At 59.7% G+C, this 20,694-nt stretch carries 16 protein-coding genes and 1 pseudogene; 2 read left to right on the forward strand and 15 right to left on the reverse strand.

Going from position 1 to position 20,694, the window contains the following annotated elements; all coding sequences use genetic code 11:
• Positions 1–64 precede the first annotated feature (64 nt).
• The 6 genes and pseudogenes from BM222_RS16260 to BM222_RS16280 form a co-directional block, all read right to left on the reverse strand.
• Entirely contained in the window at positions 65–577 is a 513-nt protein-coding gene (locus tag BM222_RS16260; RefSeq protein WP_143105982.1) for a hypothetical protein, read from the reverse strand.
• Positions 531–1,211: a site-specific integrase gene (locus BM222_RS16265; protein ID WP_092229234.1), complete on the reverse strand. Its 681-nt coding sequence runs from the start codon at positions 1,209–1,211 to the stop codon at positions 531–533. Before BM222_RS16265 ends, BM222_RS16260 begins: the two co-directional genes overlap by 47 nt.
• Positions 1,212–1,485: 274 nt before the next feature.
• Positions 1,486–1,671, reverse strand: a pseudogene (locus BM222_RS43335) (DUF6538 domain-containing protein); the annotation flags it as partial.
• A gap of 202 nt (positions 1,672–1,873) precedes the next feature.
• Complete coding sequence (locus BM222_RS16270) at positions 1,874–2,803, reverse strand: dihydrodipicolinate synthase family protein (RefSeq protein WP_092229235.1); 930 nt, start codon at positions 2,801–2,803, stop codon at positions 1,874–1,876.
• A gap of 147 nt (positions 2,804–2,950) precedes the next feature.
• Positions 2,951–4,249 (reverse strand): glycoside hydrolase family 88 protein, encoded by a 1,299-nt coding sequence (locus BM222_RS16275; RefSeq protein WP_092229236.1) that lies wholly within the window; start codon positions 4,247–4,249, stop codon positions 2,951–2,953.
• Between the two features lie 108 nt (positions 4,250–4,357).
• Complete coding sequence (locus tag BM222_RS16280) at positions 4,358–5,830, reverse strand: CaiB/BaiF CoA transferase family protein (RefSeq protein ID WP_244547160.1); 1,473 nt, start codon at positions 5,828–5,830, stop codon at positions 4,358–4,360.
• Here BM222_RS16280 and BM222_RS16285 point away from each other — a divergent pair.
• The gene (locus tag BM222_RS16285) at positions 5,823–6,905 is read left to right on the forward strand and encodes a LacI family DNA-binding transcriptional regulator (protein WP_092229238.1); all 1,083 of its coding nucleotides are present in this window, start codon (positions 5,823–5,825) and stop codon (positions 6,903–6,905) included. The two genes, BM222_RS16280 and BM222_RS16285, sit on opposite strands and share 8 nt — an antisense overlap.
• A 152-nt stretch (positions 6,906–7,057) precedes the next feature.
• Here BM222_RS16285 and BM222_RS16290 read toward each other — a convergent pair whose 3' ends face one another.
• Together BM222_RS16290 and BM222_RS16295 are read right to left on the reverse strand one after the other, a co-directional pair.
• Entirely contained in the window at positions 7,058–9,694 is a 2,637-nt protein-coding gene (locus BM222_RS16290; protein ID WP_244547161.1) for a CehA/McbA family metallohydrolase, read from the reverse strand.
• 194 nt (positions 9,695–9,888) lie between these two features.
• Positions 9,889–11,214, reverse strand: coding sequence for an MFS transporter (locus tag BM222_RS16295; RefSeq protein ID WP_177243258.1), 1,326 nt, complete (start codon positions 11,212–11,214; stop codon positions 9,889–9,891).
• Between the two features lie 710 nt (positions 11,215–11,924).
• Here BM222_RS16295 and BM222_RS16300 point away from each other — a divergent pair.
• Positions 11,925–12,707 carry an enoyl-CoA hydratase-related protein gene (locus BM222_RS16300; RefSeq protein ID WP_092229241.1) on the forward strand — a complete coding sequence of 261 codons (783 nt, stop codon included), beginning with the start codon at positions 11,925–11,927 and terminating at the stop codon, positions 12,705–12,707.
• A gap of 57 nt (positions 12,708–12,764) precedes the next feature.
• Here BM222_RS16300 and BM222_RS16305 read toward each other — a convergent pair whose 3' ends face one another.
• From BM222_RS16305 to BM222_RS16335, 7 genes are all read right to left on the reverse strand, one after another.
• On the reverse strand, positions 12,765–13,985 hold the full coding sequence (locus tag BM222_RS16305) for a substrate-binding protein (RefSeq protein WP_092229242.1): 1,221 nt from the start codon (positions 13,983–13,985) through the stop codon (positions 12,765–12,767).
• 148 nt (positions 13,986–14,133) lie between these two features.
• Positions 14,134–15,390, reverse strand: a complete 1,257-nt coding sequence (locus BM222_RS16310; RefSeq protein ID WP_177243259.1) for an amidohydrolase family protein — start codon at positions 15,388–15,390, stop codon at positions 14,134–14,136.
• Positions 15,391–15,466: 76 nt separating this feature from the next.
• A complete protein-coding gene (locus BM222_RS16315) occupies positions 15,467–16,162 on the reverse strand; it encodes an ABC transporter ATP-binding protein (RefSeq protein ID WP_092229244.1) in 696 nt (231 codons plus the stop codon).
• Positions 16,155–16,889: an ABC transporter ATP-binding protein gene (locus tag BM222_RS16320; protein ID WP_092229245.1), complete on the reverse strand. Its 735-nt coding sequence runs from the start codon at positions 16,887–16,889 to the stop codon at positions 16,155–16,157. Before BM222_RS16320 ends, BM222_RS16315 begins: the two co-directional genes overlap by 8 nt.
• Positions 16,876–17,946, reverse strand: a complete 1,071-nt coding sequence (locus BM222_RS16325) for a branched-chain amino acid ABC transporter permease (protein ID WP_244547162.1) — start codon at positions 17,944–17,946, stop codon at positions 16,876–16,878. The genes BM222_RS16320 and BM222_RS16325 overlap by 14 nt, the downstream gene beginning before the upstream one ends.
• Positions 17,946–19,166, reverse strand: coding sequence for a substrate-binding protein (locus tag BM222_RS16330; RefSeq protein ID WP_092229246.1), 1,221 nt, complete (start codon positions 19,164–19,166; stop codon positions 17,946–17,948). The genes BM222_RS16325 and BM222_RS16330 overlap by 1 nt, the downstream gene beginning before the upstream one ends.
• Entirely contained in the window at positions 19,163–20,026 is an 864-nt protein-coding gene (locus BM222_RS16335; protein WP_092229247.1) for a branched-chain amino acid ABC transporter permease, read from the reverse strand. The genes BM222_RS16330 and BM222_RS16335 overlap by 4 nt, the downstream gene beginning before the upstream one ends.
• Between the last annotated feature and the right edge of the window lie 668 nt (positions 20,027–20,694).

Genomic DNA, 20,694 nt, shown 5'->3' on the forward strand with positions numbered 1-20,694 from the left:
GGAACGGCGCTGGCAACGCAGTGGAAATGGGGCTTCACATTTTTTCGCCAACTATCCGCGGTGGCTACGCATCGTGAGTGACGAGGCTCTCGCTGAGGGCATGTAGCTTCGTTCGAGCATGACTGATGTCCTCGGAGATCGCCGCGTTCAGAGCACCGACGCTCCGAAGTGTAGCTCCGATTGTAGTTTCCAAGTTCCCCTCCGCCGTTGTTGCCTCCGCCTGCAGCTTCTCTGCCTGCTCTTCATCGGGAGCGTCTTCACCATCGAGATAGACATCCCAGTTCATGACCCAAAGATCACGCGAGAGCGTGTTCAGCTTTTCGATCAGATCGGCCCTTGCCGCAGCAACACGCTTCCCATCAAGGCGCAGCGCCTTTTGGAGCGAGACAAAATCTAACAAGCGGTCAACTTTCGCAGCCGCCTCGTGCACCCAAAAGCTTAAGGTCTTGATGTGGTCCGGATACCACTGTAGCTCCTGGCGCACGATCTCAGCCTGCTCCGCAAGATCGTCTCGCATTTTACCCAGCGTACTAATGCGACGGCGAAGTGCATCGCTCTTCAAAATATCGGTCTGCATTCCTTGTAGACGCACCTGTCGCCAAACGGGAAAGACGGCGATAACCGTTCTCGTCGTCCACACAGCCCGTGTAGAGAGGCATCTGGAACAGCTTCGGCAGATCACCCAATGGCACCGGCTTGTTCTTGTCCTTGACCGGGTCGGCCAACTGCAAGTCCGCGGCTGGGTTGCGATCTGCGAGTTCCTCTTTGACTGCCCAGTTGAAGAGTGACGACTGGTTGATCAGGTACGAATTGATCGTTCCTACAGACATGAGCGGCTTGCCGTCGATCTTGGCCAGTCGCGCGGCATCCTGCAGGGACTTGCCGGGATAGACCTTCCGGGCGTTCTTAGGGATTGTCTGCAGCAGCGCCCGAACTCGCGTGCAGTCCGCTCGGTTCACATCTCGGACCAGCTTGTCCGGCCCCATGAGCTCCTCGATAGCGTCGAACACGATCCGATAGCTGAGCAGGGTCTTCTCTCCCCGCGTGACGCTGGGATCGGCCAAATAGTCGTCCATGAGCTGCCGCAGGCTGAGACCTCCAGTGGGCTTCTTGTGCGCCTCTCCGAACCTCTGCACGAGATCGTCGGTGCCATAGTCGTTGTTGGCTCGACGCAGGAGCGTAGTGGCAGCGTCGCTGATGGTGTCGCGCAAGGTAGGCAAGAACCGAGCCCTTATCTTCGTCGATATTCCCGACCGTCGAGGAGCGACTGAGCAGCTCGGCTAGGTGAGGACCGATCTCTGCTTCCAGCTCAGTCGGGCTCTGCGTCCGCGACATCTTGTCGATGAACTTCTCGTAGATGACGGGACCACCGGGGCGGTCTCCCCATTGCCGAATGGCGAACTCGTAAGCCTTCCCGCACAGCCGAACGATCTCACGCTGAGACAGGTTCGCTGGTGGGCCCGCCTCGGTTGCCCGGAGCCGGTCCATCTCGGCATCGAATGCCGAACTCGCGGCGCGGACCCTCCGCACGGCTTCGCGGTAGTCAGAGGTCCCAATGGACTTCCACCGTTCCTTGCCCTTGAACAGATGCAGCAGATCGGCGGGGTACGAGGCTCGGAGGTAGTAGGTGTTTTTGCGCTTGTGTAGTCGAGGGTGAGGCACGTCTTCCATGGGCTCGCTCTAGCAGCTCACCGTAGCCCCCATCAGCTGGAAGCCATTGGAACTGCAGAGTTTTTGGAAGATCAACGACTTGAAGGGGAACTGGCGGAAGGGGTGGGATTTGAACCCACTTGTGTCCATTCGCCGGTGAGGAACATCCAATTTGGGGGTAAACAGCTTCTGCCGCTTTTGCCCGCCGCGTCATCCCCGCACTTTAATGTCCCCAACGAAGAGCCAAGGGGTTGAGCTCGCGGGCAAGCTCGATCAAGCCAGCTCTCGTCGCGGGATGGATCTGGTCGAGCGGATGCCGTACGGCTTCGCATTTGATCACGCCACCTTCAGCCATCACGCTCTTGGCGGCGCGCAGGCCACACTGGCGGTTTTCGAAATTGATGAGGGGCAGCACCTTTGCATACACCAGAGCGGCCTGCTGCCTGTCGCCCGCTCTGTGACGATCAAGCACGGGGCGGAGTAGGTCGGGCAACAGCGCGCTTGACATTGTTCCGCTCGCACCGGCGTCGAGGTCTGCCATCATGGTGATGGCCTCCTCCCCGTCAAAAGGACCAACTATGACCTCACCTCCGAGCTCGATCAGGCTGCGCAGCTTGGCAGCCGCAAACGGCACCTCGATCTTGAAATACCTGGCGAGCGGCACCTCGCAAGCGAGCCGGACGAGAAACGGGACCGTCAATGTAACGCCGGAGAGCGGAGCGTCCTGGACCATGATTGGAATCCCGGCTGCGTCCGCGACCCGGCCGAAATGCTCGATCATGGCGCCTTCATCCGCCTTGAGGCTTGCACCGTGATAAGGCGGCATCAGCATGAGGAGGCTTGCGCCACGTTCGGCTGCATAGCGAGCGCGTTGCACTGCAATCTGCGTGCTAAAATGGCTGCATGTCACCATGACTGGCTTGCGGCCCGCGACATGCGAAAGACAGAGCTCGACCAGAATGTCACGTTCCTGATCAGAGAGCAGGAACTGCTCGGAATAATTGGCCAGAATGCAGATCCCGTCCACGCCTTGATCAATCATGCAATCGAGAACGCGCCGCTGCCCTTCCAGATCGAGATCTCCCGAGCCCGTAAACGGCGTCGGAGCAACCGGGAACAAGCCGCGATAAATGGGAGTTTTCGCATTTCTCATGTAGAGGATTCCAGACAGGAGGCAGTCAATTGCTCTCGAGCTCGCTGAGCCATCACGCCCCAAGGAGCGGAGATTGACTGCCGTGGCGTCACGAACAATTTTGGTTTGAGGCTTTGGTCTCGTTGGAAGCGTTTCGGCACCTCCTCATTAGATCCAGCCAGGCGGCACCAGGTCCGTCAAAACGGCGAGACATTCAAACAGGAAGTAGCTTCCGAAGATCAGTTCGACGTTCTGGGCCGCATCGAGATCGCGCACGATTGCCTTTCGGGTGAAGCAGCCGCCGGTGAGCATTCCAGGCGGTCGCGGGTCATCGGGAGCAGTCGGTGTCAGGTATTTCGAGATCAGCTGAGTAACTGTGCGCTCGGCAAATAATCTATATTTGGCGCCCCGCTCAGGACCAAGTGCGGATGCGAGCCGCAGCGCCGCGGCAGCAGCGATAGCAGTGGCCGCAGTATCCCTGCTAGTGTTGGGGATCGCCGGATCGTCGAAATCCCAGAAGGAAACGAGATCCGCAGGGACGTGATCGATCCACCAGTTAAGAAGGCGCACGGCGTAATCGCGCCATAGCTCCTCGTCCGGGCGGACCATGGCGGCGTGAGCGGTGTAGAGCATCGCCCATCCCTGCGCCCGGCCCCAGGTGCTGATATCGCTATATCCTTTGTGCGTGTGCGTCCTGAGTACCTCCCCGGTGTGGGGATTGAGGGTGGACGACTGGATAACTGAATTGTCCCGCCGCACATGGATGTCCAGAACACGCCGCATATGTGCATTGGCAACCTCCTCCATCCGGGAATCGGAAAGCTCGTCTGCGGCCCAATAGAGCAGGCCTGTCGCCTGGAGCGAGTCGATGCTGCTCTCGGAGGCTCCGACTGCGTTCGCCTCCTCGGCATCGCTGCCCAACGGTATCAGTCCAAGATGTGGATCGAACATGTCACGAAGCGACCTTGCCGCTGTCAGAGCAGCCTCGCGCGCGTTTGCGTCCTTGAACAGGATGCTGCCGAGGGCGCCAGCATGATAGAAGCCGAAGCCCTTGAAGGCCGTAAGCCGCTCGGCACGCGGTAACATTCGACTTAGCGCAGCACGGGCGTCTTCGATTGGGAACTGCCTGGGATCAGCGAGATGCGCGAGCCAGAGCTCACCGACAAATGCCCCGCCCGTCCAATCACCATCGGGCGTGAAGGTCCATCTTCCGTCTGCGGCATTCGCCCAGTGTGGCAAGCCCGAGCGTGCAACCTCCCGAGTCTCGGCGATGCGCTTAAGCATGCGCTCGCGCGCGAGCAGATATTTGCTTTTCGACATGGCTTTTCGATCCAACAAAAACTCGCCGTGCGGGCTTTGGCCTGGCGACCACTCAACGCTCTTTATCAACAGACCCTGGGCTAGCGCGAACAGCGAGCGTTCCCGCGACTTGCAAGCATGCTTGGTTGCACCGCCGCCGAAGAGCAAACCTCGTCGGCAGCATCGCGAGAAACCAACGCCGCGCGCAAGTTTGTGCCGATGACCAAACCCCTCCTGTTGGAAAGCCTGCTACTTCCAAGAAGTCGCTATCTTCGTTTAGTGATGCGAGTCCGCAGCACCGATGGCGCCCGTATTGTAAAGATCCTTCAATTTGGTGGCGTCATAGCCGAGCTCCTTTAGAATCTCCTCCGTTTGGGCTCCGAGTTTTTGCGGCGGCAAACGCACCTCCGGCTGCTCGCCGTCGTAGCGCACGGGATGACCGACGAGGGTAATGGGAGCGCCGGTCGCGCCGGTGACCACCTGAAAATGTCCATTGTGCGCGATCTGCGGATCCGCAACCACGTCGGCATAATCGTTCACCGCAGCGTGCCAAATTCCACGCGCTTCGAACAAGACGATGCATTCGCTGGTTGTGCGTTTGGCGACACAGGCCGCGATCATGGCTGAGGCCTCATCCCGCCGGCGATACGCGTCCTCGTCAGCAATCCGCTTGTCGGGGGGGAGGCCAAGCGCGTCTGAGAGCGCCTCGAGCGATCCCAAAGAAATCGCAATGTGTCCATCGCGCGTCGCATAGATGCCGTAAGGCGCGCCGTAATACCAGCCCGCCACCGGGCCCGGCTGACGGACGTCGTCAGGCCTTTGGCCGTTCAGGTAGCATGTAAATGATTCCATCTGGAGGTCGAGCGCAGCCGATAGCAGGCTAACATCGACCCGGCAGCCCTGCCCCGTGCGCGCTTTCCTCACCAGGGCAGCCAGGATTCCCGCCGCAAACAAGGCCGCGCCGTGATGGTCGATGGCGGAAACGCCGACAGCCCGAGGACCTTGCTCGCGACTTCCGGTGATCGTCGCAAGCCCTGAAAGCGCCTGGATCAGCAGATCCTGGCCCGGGCGGTTGACGTAAGGTCCGTCAGGACCGTAGCCGGACGCAGCGGCATAGATGATCTTGGGATTGATCTTCTTTGCATCCGGGTAGCCGAGACCAAGCTTGTCGAGCACACCCGGGCGGAAGTTCTCTGCGATCACATCCGATCTCGCGATGAGTTGCCTGGCGATGACCACCCCTTCGGGTTTTTTCAGATCGAGCGTGAGGCTGCGCTTGTTGCGGTTTCCAGTGAGAAGCAACATCGACTGGCCATCAATCCGCTTGTCCGCACCGCCCCATTTCCTCTGAAAGGCCCCTCCGGGCGGTTCTACGGCGATCACATCCGCACCGAGGTCGGCCAGAAACTGCACGCCGACGGGACCCATCAGAAAGTGATTGAGGCTGAGGACGCGAATGCCCTTTAAGAGATCGACCATTACATCCTTGCTTTCGGTTTTTCGCTGAATCGAGCGCCTTGGCCTTCGATTTCTGAAATCGATTTCAGAACTAGGCGATGCGAGAAGCACAGTCAAGTGAATCAACCAACTTTCGAATGAGCCTGGCCTCATCCCGCTTGATCTGCGCCTGAGTGGGTCAGAAATAGCGCGGACGGCCGGCATCCAGGGCTTGAGAAAGTGGCGCTGGTGATGGTTTAACCCTTGTGAGGAGACGCTCTCCGTCTCCTGGTGACCAAAGCAAATGGACAAGAAACCTGTAATCGCGCCGAAAAGCCGCCAGCAGCCGCGGGTGAAGATCGAGGACGTCGCCCGGAAGGCGGATGTGTCGCCAGCGACCGTATCGCGAGTGCTCAATCACCCCGATATCGTACGGCCGGAGCTTCGTGACAGGGTCATGCGGCATATCAATGACCTCGCCTATACGCGCGATAGCGCAGCGCGAGCATTGAAATCAGGACGCATGCGGACTATCGGCGTGATCGTTCCGACGCTGGCACTCGGTATCTTTGCAGAAGGCGTGGAAGCGCTCCAGAACCGCCTCAGCGAGAGCGGCTACACATTGTTCATTGCCAATTCGCAATATGACCAGCGGCGGGAATTTCAGGAACTGCGCAGTCTCATTGAACGCGGCATCGATGGAATCGTGCTGGTCGGAGCTTCCCACGGACGGGAGCTGAGGAGCCTGATCGAACAGGCAGGTGTACCCGTCATCACAACCTATGTTGCCAAGGCCGGCGGCGGCATCCCCGCAATCGGAATTGACAACGAAAGCGCCACCCGCGAGATGACGGAGTATCTGCTCAGGCTTGGACATACCCGTTTCGGCGCGATTGCCAACGTCGTTGCCGCGTCCAACGACAGATCCCGCGCCAGGCTGGAGGGAATTCAGCGTGCGCTCTCGGACGCCGGCCTCCCGCTCAAGCCAAGCCAGATCGTCAAGGCCGATTATTCGCTTGCCCAGGGCCGCAGTGCCCTTCGTCAGCTCGTCACCGATCACCCGGACACGACAGCAGTTATCTGCACCACCGACACGCTTGCCATCGGAGCAATGGCAGAGGCTCGCAAGATGGGTCTGGCCGTACCGGCTACGCTATCCATCACAGGATTTGATGATGTGGAGCTCGCAGCGCAAATGGACCCGCCGCTCACAACGGTCAGTGTTCCCGCAGCAGAAATCGGCCGGGGAGCGGCCGATTATCTCATCAATGCCATCGCCGGAAGTCCTGTCCCGAAAAGCGTCGCGCTGCCGTACCGGCTGGTCATGCGCTCATCGAGCGCCCCGCCGCGTTCTGGTGCCCGTCGCGGGCGCAGCAGAGATCATTGATCGGGCAACGGTGCCTGAAATCAGTTTCAGAACCGCGGCCTATCCTTCGCGGCCCAGGCAGCCGGGTGGGCATTCCATTGAACAATCGCCCGTAATTAGAGCCTGCCGAGCAGGCAGCGCGCCGAGCGACAGTCAAAGGCGCCGAAGGCGTCTCAATGCTCGCGTTCAACGTGAACGGAGTGAACGGGCGCATGGTGGTGGCTCGCACCCAGTTCGTGCAGTCTATGATGCAGGCGATGATGCGCAAGTTCAAGGGCGGCTCGCAACCGCAAGTGCCGGGCTTCATCGGACTTGGGAGCGAGCGTGTCCATATAGGCGATCGATCCCTCGATTTGTGCAAGGACCGACACTGCATCCGCGGTGGCAAAGATGGGCATGTCGCCTACCTGGACATATACCGCACTGGTATGTGCCGCAATGTCGGCTTCGCGTCCGGCGACACTGCCCCGAACGCGCAGCGCGATCCAGCACGACTGGCTGATAGGCAGCGAGAGCTGACCCTTGCACGACAAGCCGCCACATCGAACCTCCTCGACGACGCTGCCGTTGCGAATTAGCTCCACTCGCGTTGGCGGCACGCTGACCGATTCGATCCGCCAGTCGATCGTGAGGGTGCCGCCCGAACGGGGAAGCGCCACCGCGCCTCCAGGGCGCCGTCCTTCAACGGTTATCTCAACCAGAGGCCCGACAGTAATGAACGTGTCGCCATGACGTACGGCATCCATCCAGTTGCGATACGTAAAGTCACGGTCGCCAAGCCGCACATATGTCCGCGAGCCCCCGAGAAGTGCGGCCGCGTCCATCTTGTCGGAGCCCGCTACCAGCGGTAGATGGTAGCCGATGTTGAGGTAACGGTACCAGTCGGCAAGTCCAAATGCGCTGATCTGTGCAGTCCGCGGGTTGAACGACATCATTTCGATGGCGTCGACAAGACCGAGCACAATGTCGGCCGCCCGCTCCGCTTGCGGATTCGGCGCGTGCGGCATGACGACCAGTCCCCCTTGCTGGCGGCAGCGCTCCGCCCAATCGGCCATGGTCGCTTCCAGAACATCGCCGATCGCAGCTTCGTTGGGCCCGCCGCAAGAGAGCGGATTGATCATCTCACCTTCGTAGCCAAGCAAAGATATGTGCCCCAGAACCTGCATCCGGTTCTCGGTGCCGACCCGAACCAGAAATTCTCCGTCTCCGCCGAAATCCTTTGCCCCGATCGTTGTCCGCCCGTCGAAATCGGCAACGTTTGTGAATAGCTCGCCCCACTGTGCGGCGAGCAAGTTAACAACGTTGACGCCCTCCGCCTTCCCCTCAAGCAGCGCTGTCTGCGGGCTCAGGAAATGGACGTGCGTATCAGAGCTCACCCATCCCCGTTCGCGCCAGCGCAGCACACGATCGAGCTCAAAGGTGAGATTGTCCGTCATTGCAGTGATTTCGACGATGGTGCGTAGCGGTCGCACCTCAAACCCTCTGCAGATCTCGACAAACACGGGCCCGAGCGGCAGGTCTGCCTCGCAGCTGCCGTCTACGTAAGCGTACTGATTCAGCCCATTGGCAAATTCGCCCGAGAAGTCCTCGAACCTGCCGGTATTGACCTTGCGGTGATGACCCTTGGGTGGCAGATACTCGCCGTGCGCGCCGTGAATATGCAGCCGCGCGGCAACACGCACGCCACTGCCCTTCTCGATGATGCGGATCTTGACCGGCCTTGTGGCCGGCTCGACCGCCGCCACATTGAACGAGGGGCCTCCTGCGTTATCGGCACCTTCCAACGAACGAAGGTCAAACATGTGCAAGCGGCCATCCTCCGAGCGCATATAAAGCCTTGCATCAGGATGCGCGGAGTACTCGACGACGACTTCGCTGGCCGAGCGCACGGGCTGCACATCAGTTTTGTCTCCCAGCCAATCTGATTTGGAGTAGTCGAGCACTGCGCGGGCCGAGACGACCGTGCCAAGGTCCATGCCGACCTGCTCGCCTCGATCGTCAACATCGAGCTCGCCAAGCTTGTTCAGATTGACCCCGGGCGGCAGGCTGACTTTTAGCTTGCGGCGACCCTGGAGCCGCAGCGGGTGCTGGGCGAGTGCTGTCGTGGTCACCGCAAAGACCAGCGAGACTTCCTGTTCCGCGCGCAGACTTAGTGCGGAGAGCTCCTTATCCGGACAAGGATTCGGCAGCGCGTAAAGCCACAGGTTCTCGCCTTGCCGATCCATGCGTCCAGATTGGTTGCGAGCCTCGCCCTGGAAGAAGCTGGCCCCCGGCGCTCTGCCGAGTACAAAGTCCTCGCCGGTGCTTGCGTGCACGATGGGGGTACGCAGCGGCAGCGCAGCGAACGGACTCGCACTCCAGGAGATGTGGTTCTGCTGGACCGCGAAGCGGCGCAGCACCGGCACGTCGATTTCGCTGCCGTCAGCATAGCGGAGCCCGTATGTCGCTATGCAATCGCCGAGTGGATTGCCTTCTATAGGCAGCGTAGCCGGGCCAATCTCTCCGAATCCCTCGGGGCTTGCACTCGTGCGGTCTGCCGCCACTTGCACGAACAGTACATAGCTCGCCATTATCGGCGGCAAGCCTATGACGGCGGGAGGCGCCCCGGGGCGCAGCTCCAGTACATCCGGCCCTGTATCGCTGCCGAAGAGAAAGGGCATGCCGCGATGGGTCTGGAGCCCGCGAAGCGAATCGATCCAGCCCGTGTCACCCGGACGGCTTGCGAAACCTTCAGGTGCATTTGCGCGCCTGGCGTTGAAGTAGGCTTTCAAGTCCACTGGCGTGAAGTGCGGCGATGAAGGTGTTTTCATGCTTCGGACTCTAGTTTTGGCAACTCAGTGCCTCACAAGCAGTCTTCGTCTTGTGAATGGCTGCGCGCGCAAGAACGCTTGTGCCGCCCCATGCTCATGCCCAGCATGAAGCGATACGCGCGAGCCCATATGTTTTGCGCGACGCGAACGCTTTCCGCCCTCGGGGCACGGCGAAGCGCAGGGGCAGAGCGCGTTTATTCACCGATGTAGAGGCGGCCGCGCTTCTTGGCGATCTGATAGACCAGCACGCTCAGGAGCGCGATCACCGATCCGTAGACAGGAAACATCCAGGCGATGTGCTCGCGTTGTAGCCAGACCAGCAGATAGGGTGACGTCCCGCCAAACAGGGAGACGCCGAGCGCATAGCCGAGAGCCACTCCCGTGGTCCGCACGGCGCGCGGCATCAGCGTGGTGGCGATGAAGTTATAGAGGGCCATGTTGAAGCCCACGATCGCGCCGCCGAATACCGTGACAAAGAAGAACGTGACGATGTCTTTTTCAGAATAGAGCAGCGTCAGGAAGAAACACGGGATGAGCAGAAGGCGCAGCAGCGTGAACGCGCGCGAGGGTCGCACCTTGTCCGCGAAAGCACCGACGAGAGGTGCCGTCGACATCCAGATCAGGACCATCAACGTCATGATCCCGTACACATACGTGCTGTTTTCCTTGAAGACCGTGTTGGCCATGTTGGGCAAACCGGTATTCCAGGCATAGTTGGCGATCTGCACGGACCCGATCACCAGGATCACCGCAAGCAAGGATAGGCGGACACTCCATAACGTTTTCCACACACCGCCAGTCGTCTCCTGAAGGCGCGAAGAATCATCATGCCGATGCATGGCTTGATTGATCAAGGTTTCCGGCACCGTCGTGCGCAGATAGATGATCAGAAGGCCGAGCACGCCCCCGACCGCAAAGGGTATGCGCCAGGCCCACTCCCGCATCGCTTCAGGCGCGACCGAGGCGCTCACCAGGAAGGCAACCAGGCTAGATCCAAGATTTCCCAACTGGATGAATGTGCCACCGATCAGACCGAGGTAGTGTCCCTCCTTGCCAGGAGGCGCCAATTCAATGGCAATGGCGTTGGCAACACCAGCCTCAGCGCCTGTGGCAAGCCCCTGAATCAGGCGCATGATCAGCAGTGCTACGGCCGCCGTGACGCCGATATCCTTGTAGGTGGGCAACAAGGATATCAAAAACGAGCAAACCGCCATGGCGGTGACCGAGATCAGCATCACGCGCTTGTGGCTGATACGATCTGCGACCGGACCCAGCAAAGCCGCGCCCAGCGGCCGCGCGCAAAAACCCGCCCCGTACACGGCCAGTCCCGCTAGCAGCGAGGTAGTAGGATCATCTGAAGGGAAAAAGTGCGGCGAGAGAAACGCAGCCATGACGCCGTAGACATTCCAGTCGTACCACTCCAGCGCCACCCCTCCTCCAAGGCCGGCGGTCATCCGCTTGTTGGCGGTTGGCTTATCAAGCTGGATGGGTAAAGCGCTAGGCTGAGCAATGATGTTCATGGGTTCTCGGGCTCTATTGATGATGTTCATGCCTTCGCGGGGGCGCGTGCGAACCAGCAGCCGCTCGTCGGCTCAAGTGCACTCGCCGCCGTGGTGTCTACGAGTGTGGCGTTCTTGAGCCTGCGGGACCGCCCAAGCGCAGGCGCACAAGGAGCGGGGACGCCCGCGGGGAGCACGCCTGGCTTGACGTATTTGCGCGCCTCGCCTCACCCCCGCCGTCTGCGCCGCCCTTTTGCGCGCAGGACGCCTCCATCCTCGCGCGCGACTTGTGCGGGGGCGCGCCTAAAATGCGCGCGACATTCCGTGCCATTCCCATGGCTAGCCTTCCTCCTATTGCTCTACGCGCGCTTCTGAAGAAGCTGACATTGTTGTTGGACACCGCGGCGCCCCAAGATCGTCGCAGCGTCAATGGGGCCCCTGAGAATGCGACCGGCCTCGCAGCCCGTTGCACCACTTCCGGTTTCCCGCAGGATCGGACGTCTTAACATCGTCTGAAATCGATTTCAGCCACAATAGAAATTCGGAACCGTGAGTCAAGCCGTTTTTTAGGCCAGGGTGAGCGTTGCGGGCCACAGTCGGCTGTGCACTGAGCAAGGCGGGCCAGCGAAGTTGGAGCTATTTCGCAAAAAACGCCTCTAACGCGGCTCGTTGCGACGAAATCGATTTCAGTCTAAGGCTGGTCCTCATATTCATATCGGGAGAACCGTTGCATGACCCAGACGTCCGATCTCATCCTGTCGACATCCGTGGCGCCCCATGTGCGCCTCTTGACGCTGAATAGAACATCGAAACGAAACGCCTTGAGCAACGACATGATTGTGGGTCTGGGCGCCGCCTTGCGCGAGGCCGCAATCGACCAAGATGTGCGCTGTGTCGTGCTTTGTGGCAGCGATTCGTTCTTCTCTGCGGGGGCAGACATCAAGGAGATGCGAGAGCGCGGCTTTGAGGCAATCGACAATTCCGCGCGACGTTCTGCCTGGCGGGATGTCGGCAATTTCCCCAAGCCTCTCATTGCCGCAGTCGAGGGCATTTGCTTAGGCGGGGGCCACGAATTGGCCCTTCTCGCCGATATCGTGATAGCAGGCGAAGGGGCGGTATTTGGACAGCCTGAGATTAACATCGGGATATTGCCGGGGGACGGCGCGACGCAAAGGCTGACGCGTGTAGCTGGCAAATCGCTGGCCATGCTGATGATCCTGAGCGGGCAATCCATCACGGCGCGGATGGCGATGCAGGCGGGTCTGGTGGCGGAAGTTGTCGAAAGTGGCAGGGCGCAGACTCGTGCGCTCGAACTAGCCGGTATGATTGCGCAAAAGCCCCCCCGTTCGGCTGAACTCGCCAAAGCGGCCGTTCTCGCCGCCTTTCAGACCACGCTGGACGCCGGACTCGAGTTTGAACGGCAAGCCATTCGCTTTGCGTTCAGCACAGCTGACCAGCAGGAAGGGATGAACGCCTTCTTTGAGAAGAGGACGCCGAACTATCGCGGAAACTGACTGCCGCGATCTGCTCGCATGCGGCGCCAGCCAAGCTGGCCCGCGCGATATGGAGCATCAACACTCCTTCGGCTCGACCAGGCCAGCGCTACGGGCGACGATCTCGTATTGGCCGGCCTTTGCAACGCCAACATACATGTTCATCCTGCAGTGGCGCTTGCCCGGCACCATCTCCGCCGGGCCGCCAGGCCCTTGCGCAAGCTTTGCGTGATCGAGCGCGGCAGCGACCGCCTCGCGGTCAGTTGTACCAGCTTCCTTGACTGCGGCTTCCCACAGCTTCAGTCCTCGATAGGTGCCGGTCGCGGCGCTGCCTGCTGAGAACCGGAACTTGCCAGGAAACTGCTTTTCGTAGGCCGACTGAATTTTGGCGCTCACCGGATCTTCCGCCGCAAGCGCCTTGTAATAATCGAGACTGCTGGCGAGACCCTCGATCTCGTGAGCCTGGTTCATTTCGAGCGTGTTCTCGTCATAGTAGACGCAGCCAAGCTGTCCGCCATTCCTGGAAAAACCCGCTTCATAAAGCTGTTTGAAGAAGGAGCCGACGCCCGGCGGGATGACGCTATTGAATACCACATCTACTTTGTTGGAGGTGATGCGGTTCACTGTGGATGAAAAATCGATCCGGTCGAGGGGGTAGTACTCCTCGAACGCCACCTCCCCGCCGCTGCTCTCGATCACCTTGCGCGCATAGGCATTGATTGTCTGTGGCCAGATATAGTTGGAGCCAGGCAGCGCGAAGCGTTTGCCGCCGTTCTTGATCAACCAGGGAATGAACTGGTCGCAATTCTGCGCCGGTACCGGCCCCGTGCAGAACAGATAGGGCGTACATTCCCTGCCCTCGTAGGCCTGCGGATAGATGTAGAGCGTCTTGCCACGAGAGATGATGATGTCCTTTATGGCGTTGCGCATGGAGCTCGCAATGCCACCGAGCACCAGGTCGACCTTGTCTCGCTGAATCAGCTTGCGGACATTGGCAACAGCGACAGACTCGTTGGACGCGGTGTCCTCGATCAGGAGCTCGATGGGGCGCCCCAGGAGACCCCCATCTTCGTTGATCTCGCTGACCACCATGCGAGCGACATTGGCGTCGGTATTCCCAGCAAAGCCGAGTGCCCCGGTAAGATCGGTGGCAATGCCTATCCTGATCGGGCCTTCGGCGGCGTTGGCCCAGTCAGGACGGATGACCCAGCTGCCAGGGCCGGCCGCAATCGCCGCAGACGCAAAGGCGAAATTTCCGAGAAAGCGGCGGCGACTAAGCCGTCGGTGATGATTCGACATCGAACTGACCTCCCCTTGGCTGATGGCGTAAGATCGACGTGCCTTGCTCTTTCAGAGGGCACGGCAGCCGGAACGCTATCCGTCAATTTGAGGCCACGAGCAGCCTTTTCAGGTCATGTTTGGGTAAAATCGCGTAACGAAGTCGCATTCAGGACAGTCTGAAATAATCTCTCGCGTTCTCACCAAGGATCCTGACCGCCAAGCGCTCTGCGTCTCGAAATCCAAAGTAACCGCTCGCGACCTTTTCCTTCAGTACCTCGCTGATGAGCTGGCGTGCGCCCTTTATCGCGGCAAACGTCTCCTCAACGTGAAGGCAGTCTCCTCCGATCATCATCCGCGATTCATCCGGCAAGACTTCAATAGCCTCGTGCAGAGCGAGCTTGAAATGTGACGGGCTCAGCAGAAACGACCAGCACAAATCAAGCCAGACATTTCGATACACAAAAGCCATTCCCAACAAGTCACGGCTCCAAGGATAGGCCAAATGCATCAGCAGAAAGCGCGTCCGAGGATGACGCTCAATCAACCCGGTCATGCGCAGCGGGTGGGAGCCCCTTATGATTGCCGTTCCGAGGTGAGTTTGCACTGGCAGGTCGGCCTCGCCTGCAAGTTGACAAAACAAGTCGACGATAAAGTCGCAGAAAGCCTTGCGCGCTGCCGGTGACGGCGAAAGTTGTCCCCAGGCCTGTCGAGCCAGTTCCTCGTTCGGTTCGTCAAAGCTTAGATCCCGGTCATAGGCGAGTGCGTTTTTAAGCGCGATGTGATTGCGCCGGGAGCAGCCGGCTACGAGCTCTCGGATTGCATCGCAATAATCGTCGAAGGTTTTCACCTCCATGCCGAGGCGCCGCAGCAACGTATGGCCGCAATTTCCATTGTGATCGAGGGATTCTGCGTGCCAGCCGAGAGCGAATCCGTTAATCCGCAGAACCGCATCGTAACTTTGCCCTAGGACCGGCCGCGGATCCATCAATGGATCGAGAAAAGGGTCCGTTACCATCCTCCCGATACCAGCGCGCTCAATCACTTCGCTTGGCCATGTCGTTTCCTTGTGGCGCAAGCGCACGCTAGTATCCACCGCCTCCCAATTGTCCCGAGTAATTCCAGTGTCGGCGACGTCATAAAGCTCGGCGACTCCGCGAGAAAGGTTGCGGACGAATGCGTTCGATCCGCTCCTCTCCAGGAACGGCGCAAGGGCCTCCCAGCTGGTCGGCTCGGTCGGGGTAGATATCATATCGCTCGTTGCCTTGGGCTCGGATGGCAGCACCTGGCTGGTCCAAGCCGCATAGCTCTGTTGGAACAGCTTCAACAGATTTACGTCCCGGCTATGTGCGACCTCGGGCATGTGATGTTCATGGACATCGACGACTTGGCATGCATTTAGAAAATCGCCTATGGTTTCAGACATCTTCCCTCTCTGTTCAGCCATGCTATGGAGCTCGGACGCGCCACCTTTGGCTATGAGATGGCCGCCGGGAACGCCTCTAGGGCGCTAGATATGTCAACAGGCGCGGGTCGTTGCGCAGCTCTTGCGAGGGGCCCGACAGCGCGACACGGCCGCGATCCAGCACATAGGCGTGCTCCGCGACACGCATTGCCAGATCGAGATGTTGCTCGACGATGATGATGGCGATCTCTCCGGCTAGCTCGACCAAGCGTTCGCAGATCTCCTCGATGACGCCGATCCAGACACCCTCGGTCGGCTCATCCAGCAGGAGGAGTTTAGGCTTTCCGAGCATCGCTCGACCGATTGCGAGCATCTTGCGTTCACCACCGGAGAGCGTTCCGGCCGGCTGGTCCAGGCGCTGGCCGAGTTTTGGAAACATGCTCATCACGCGGTCGACAGCCGATCCATCGGGGTGCAAAAGCGATCCGACGGCGAGATTGTCGCGCACGGACAGGCGCGCGAACACTGAATTCTCTTGCGGCACATATCCAATACCGGCCCGCACGCGCTGTTCGGTCCGGCGGCCACCGATGTCCTGACCGTCGAATTGCAGGCCGCCCTTCCATGCCGCCAGTTCGCCCACGATCGCTTTCATGAGCGTGCTCTTTCCGGCGCCGTTGCGGCCGAGGACGGCCACACCGCCGCGCGGCGGGACGGCCATATTGACGCCGAACAAAACCTGGCTGCGTCCATAGCCCGCGTCGAGATTCTTGATATTGAGGAATTCAGGCACGGCGCAGATAAATCTCCTGGACGCTTCTGTTGGCCTGGATCTCGGCAACCGTTCCTGACGCCAGCACCTTGCCCTGATCGAGCACGGTCAGACGGTCACAGATGTCACGGATGAAATCCAGGTCGTGCTCCACGATGACAAGCGAGCAATGCTGTTTGATCGGCAGCAGCAATTCGCCAGTGACGCGGCGCTCTTCCAGGCTCATGCCGCCGGTGGGCTCGTCGAGCAGCAGCAGGCGCGGTCGGCATGCGAGCGCCATCGCGATCTCCAGCCATTGCTGCTGCCCGTGAGAAAGGGTCGCCGCAGCATCGAAGGCGCGATCGGCCAGGCGGAACTGTAGGAGCATCGTCATGACCTGCTCGTGCAGTCGTCCTCGAGTGCGCGAGAATGCCAGGTCCAGGAGTGAGGACCGGGCCTGCAGAGCGAGCAGGATGTTGTCGTAGAGCGTGAGGGTCGGCAGCACGGCGGTGATCTGGAATTTCAGGCTGATGCCGGCTCGCGCACGCTCTGGCGGTGTAAGCGAAGTGACGTCCGTATTGATGAACTTCACCCTGCCTTGCGTCGGCATTAGCGCTCCTGCAAGACACTTCATCAGCGTGCTCTTGCCCGAGCCATTCGGCCCGATCAGGCCATGAAATTCGCCCTCGCCAACCGTGAGCGCCGCGCCGTCCAGCGCGGTCAGCTTGCCAAACACCTTGGAAATGCCGGCGGCTTCAAGAAGCGGCATTGCGCCTCCCCTTGAGGCTCGGGCCGAAATAACCGACGCGTTCTCGCTCGCCCAGCACGAGGCTGATCAAGCCGAGAGGACGGAATAGAATGACGAGTAACAGCAGAACGCCCAGGATGATCGGCCAGATATCGCGATAGTTGTCGGAGAGCCAAAAGCTGAGGCCCTCGACAATCGCTGTGCCGATGACGGCACCGATCAACGTCCCGGAGCCGCCGAATAAGACGTAGAGCACGACCTGGGTCGACATCACAACGCCCAGCATGTTGGTCCAAACAAACCCCTCGTGGAACGCATAGAGGCTGCCCGCCGTACCTGCAATCGCGCCGCTGATTGCAAATATGATCGCCTTCAAATGCTGCGCTTTGTACCCGAAGAAGGCGATACGCTGTTCGTTCTCGCGCAATCCCGCCAGGGCGAGCCCAAACTGCGATCGCACCAGAAATCGCGACAGAAGGTAGATTAGAACGAGAATGGCGAGCACCAAGTAGTAAAAACCAGGTCCCTCGTTCAGCTCGTGCGCACCGATTGTCATCGGTTGGATCGAAGGAATACCGTTCTGACCGCCAAGATATTGAGACCCTCGCGCCAACCGATCAGCGGCATAAGCTCCGGTCATGGTGCCCAGCGAAACGAAGACCACACTGGAGGGGTGACGACCCAAAAGAAGGAAGCCCGCCAGCAAGAGTGCCGCTACAAAACCTACAAGAGTTCCGACGGGAAGAACGGCAAAAATCGATCCGACCCCGAAGTCGCGTGAAAGCAGCGCCACAGCGTAGCCGGCCATCCCGAAGAACAACGACTGACCCAAGCTCAAGATTCCTGCATAGCCCCACACCAGGTCGAACGACAACGCGAAGAGGCACAGAATGAGCACCCGTGTCGCATAGACGGTGATGTAATCCCGCAGGAAGAGGGGTGCGATCAAAGCGGCAATCAGCAATGCCAGTTCGAGACTCGGAAGCCTTCGCCCGAGAAAGGCGGATGCCTTGACGGGCGAAGGAGCAGCTTCAAGGACGCTTGGCGTGGGCTGTATGCCAGTGCCGGTCGAAGACATCAGCACTCCTTCGGATCGACCAAGCCGGCGCTACGCGCAACAATCTCGTATTGGCCACCCTTTGCCACCCCGATGTACATGTTCATCTTGCAGTGGCGCTTGCCGGGCGCCATCTCGGCAGGTCCGCCCGGTCCTTCCGCAATTTTGGCGTGGTTGAGGGCGGCGGCGACCGCGTCGCGGTCAATCGTCCCTGCTTCCTTCACCGCAGCTTCCCACAGTTTCAGTCCGCGGTAGGTGCCTGTAGCGGCGCTACCTGCCGAGAACCGGAATTTGGCAGGGAACTGCTTATCGTAGGCCGATTGAATCCTGGCGCTCACTGGATCGTCCGCCGCGAGCACCTTGTAATAGTCGAGGCTGCTCGCAAGTCCTTCAATCTCGTGGGCCTGGTTCATCTCCAGGAAGTTTTCGTCGTAGTAGACGCACCCCAGCCGCCCGCCGTTTTTGGAGAAGCCTGCTTGATAAAGCTGCTTGAAGAACGGGCTAACGCCTGGCGGGACAATGGCATTGAAAACCACGTCTACCTTGTTGGATATGATGCGGCTAACGGTCGAAGAAAAGTCGATCTGATCGAGCGGGTAGTATTCTTCAAAGACAATCTCGCCGCCGCTGCTCTCGATCACCTTGCGCGCGTAGGCGTTGATGGTCTGTGGCCAAACGTAGTTGGAGCCAGGCAGCGCGAAGCGCTTGCCACCATTTTTGATCAACCAGGGAATGAATTGGTCGCAATTTTGAGCTGGTACCGGTCCGGTGCAAAACAAGTAGGGCGTGCACTCCTTGCCTTCGTAACCCTCCGGGTAGATATAGAGCGTCTTGCCGCGAGAGATAATGACATCCTTGATCGCATTGCGCATCGAGCTCGAGATGCCGCCAATCACCAGGTCAACCTTGTCTCGCTGAATGAGCTTACGGACATTTCCCACAGCAACGGATTCGTCGGAGGCAGTATCCTCGATCAGGAGCTCGATCGGGCGTCCCAACAGGCCACCGGAGTCATTGATTTCCTTTACCAGCATGCGAGCCACGTTGGCGTCGGTATTGCCAGCAAAGCCGAGTGACCCGGTAAGATCGGTAGCAATGCCGAGCCTAATTGGTCCTTCCGAAGCATTTGCCCAGTCCGGACGGATCACCCAGCTGCCAGGACCAACCGCGATAGCCGCGGATGCGAGAGCGACATTGCCGAGAAAGCGGCGGCGGCTCAGCTGTCGATTGGTGTTGATCATCGGTTGACCCCTCTTCCTGAAATGAGGCCCTGCGGCCTGAGCTTGATGAAAATGATAGCGAGCACGAACACCAGAACGTCGGCGATCACCGGTGACATCAGCCAAGGCAGCCAGGCGCTGAACGTGCCGATGAGGCTGGCGCCAGCAACCGGCCCTGCGAAGGAGCCGACGCCGCCGACCATCACGGCAACAAACCCTTGGATGAGAAAGCGGATGCCGAGATCGGCGAACAGGGAAAACACCGGCACGATCAACGCGCCGGCAAGGCCCGCGAGCGCAGCACCAAATGCAAAGGTGGCACTGTAGATCATGCTAGTGGAGATGCCCGCCGCACGCGCCAGGGACGGGTTCTCCAGCGAAGCGCGGACCCGCAGCCCGAACGAGGTGTAGGCGAGCAGTGCATGGCTCGCGGCCATCACCAGCAAAGTGATAGTGACAATGACGCCGCGCCACGTGGCGAAGTGCAGACTACCAATGCTGATCGAGCCACTGATTGGCTCCGGCACCGAGAGGTAGAGTCCGCCGGTCAGGCCGCGCACGGATTCGCGAATGATCAGCCCGAGCGCATAGGTGCCAAGCATGGCGACGATTGGAGCGGCATAAAACCGCCGTACCACGAGCTTTTCCAGTACGAACCCAAGCGCGCCGACCGCGACGGGCGCGGCGAGTATGCCGAACGGGACCGGCAAACCAACGCTGTGCACGAGATAAGTGAAGTAGGCGCCGAGCAGCACGAACTCGCCCTGGGCAAAGTTGAAGATACCCATCATGCTGGCAATGATCCCGAGACCGAGCACAACCAGCACCACGATGGCGCCAAAACTCAGGATTTCGAATGACGCGATAAGGAGCGTATCCATTGCCGCTGCGTCACATTCCCTGGGATTGCGAGCGCAGCCTCTTCGCGTCCACTGCTGCAATGCGTGAACTACTCGTTGGAATGCGATGGGCTGCTGTCACAAGAGCGCTCCTGGAAGGTCATCCCGGCAATGGGAGTTGCAGGCGATGTTGGGCTTCGCGAGCGGCCCGCCTGTCCTCTTCATTCACGACATGCAGCGGGAGATTGCCTAGAGAAAGGTAGGAAGATCTGAGTAATGTTGGGTAATGTTAGCTGGGCGGATGAAATTGCGCCCGCACTCATGACAGCTCTCCGGTGACGGCCCACGTTCTTGCCAGCCCAATTTTGAAGCGGTCGAAGGCGATGGGAGAGCTATCCGTATCTCTGACTGGGACCCGAACGGGCGCAATCGCGTGCCGCGCCAACGATACCGAACCATCGAAGCAAACCAGACGAGAAGATGCACCAGATGACGATGGCCGCTTATGGTTCATCCGCACCAAAACGACGAAGTCATTTCGTCCAACGTAGCGCGCCAAAGAGGCCGCAAACATGTCCTAGGACATTTCAAGCAACTCGTCGGACGCGAGCGGCTGGTTATAGTGCTTTTCTCAGCCGACAACCGCTGGTGGATTGCTTGACCTACCAATCCACATCCCCCGGGCCGTTGGGAACTTTCCCCGGCGAGCT

The sequence above is a fragment of the Bradyrhizobium sp. Gha genome, assembly GCF_900113735.1.
Taxonomy (GTDB): domain Bacteria; phylum Pseudomonadota; class Alphaproteobacteria; order Rhizobiales; family Xanthobacteraceae; genus Bradyrhizobium.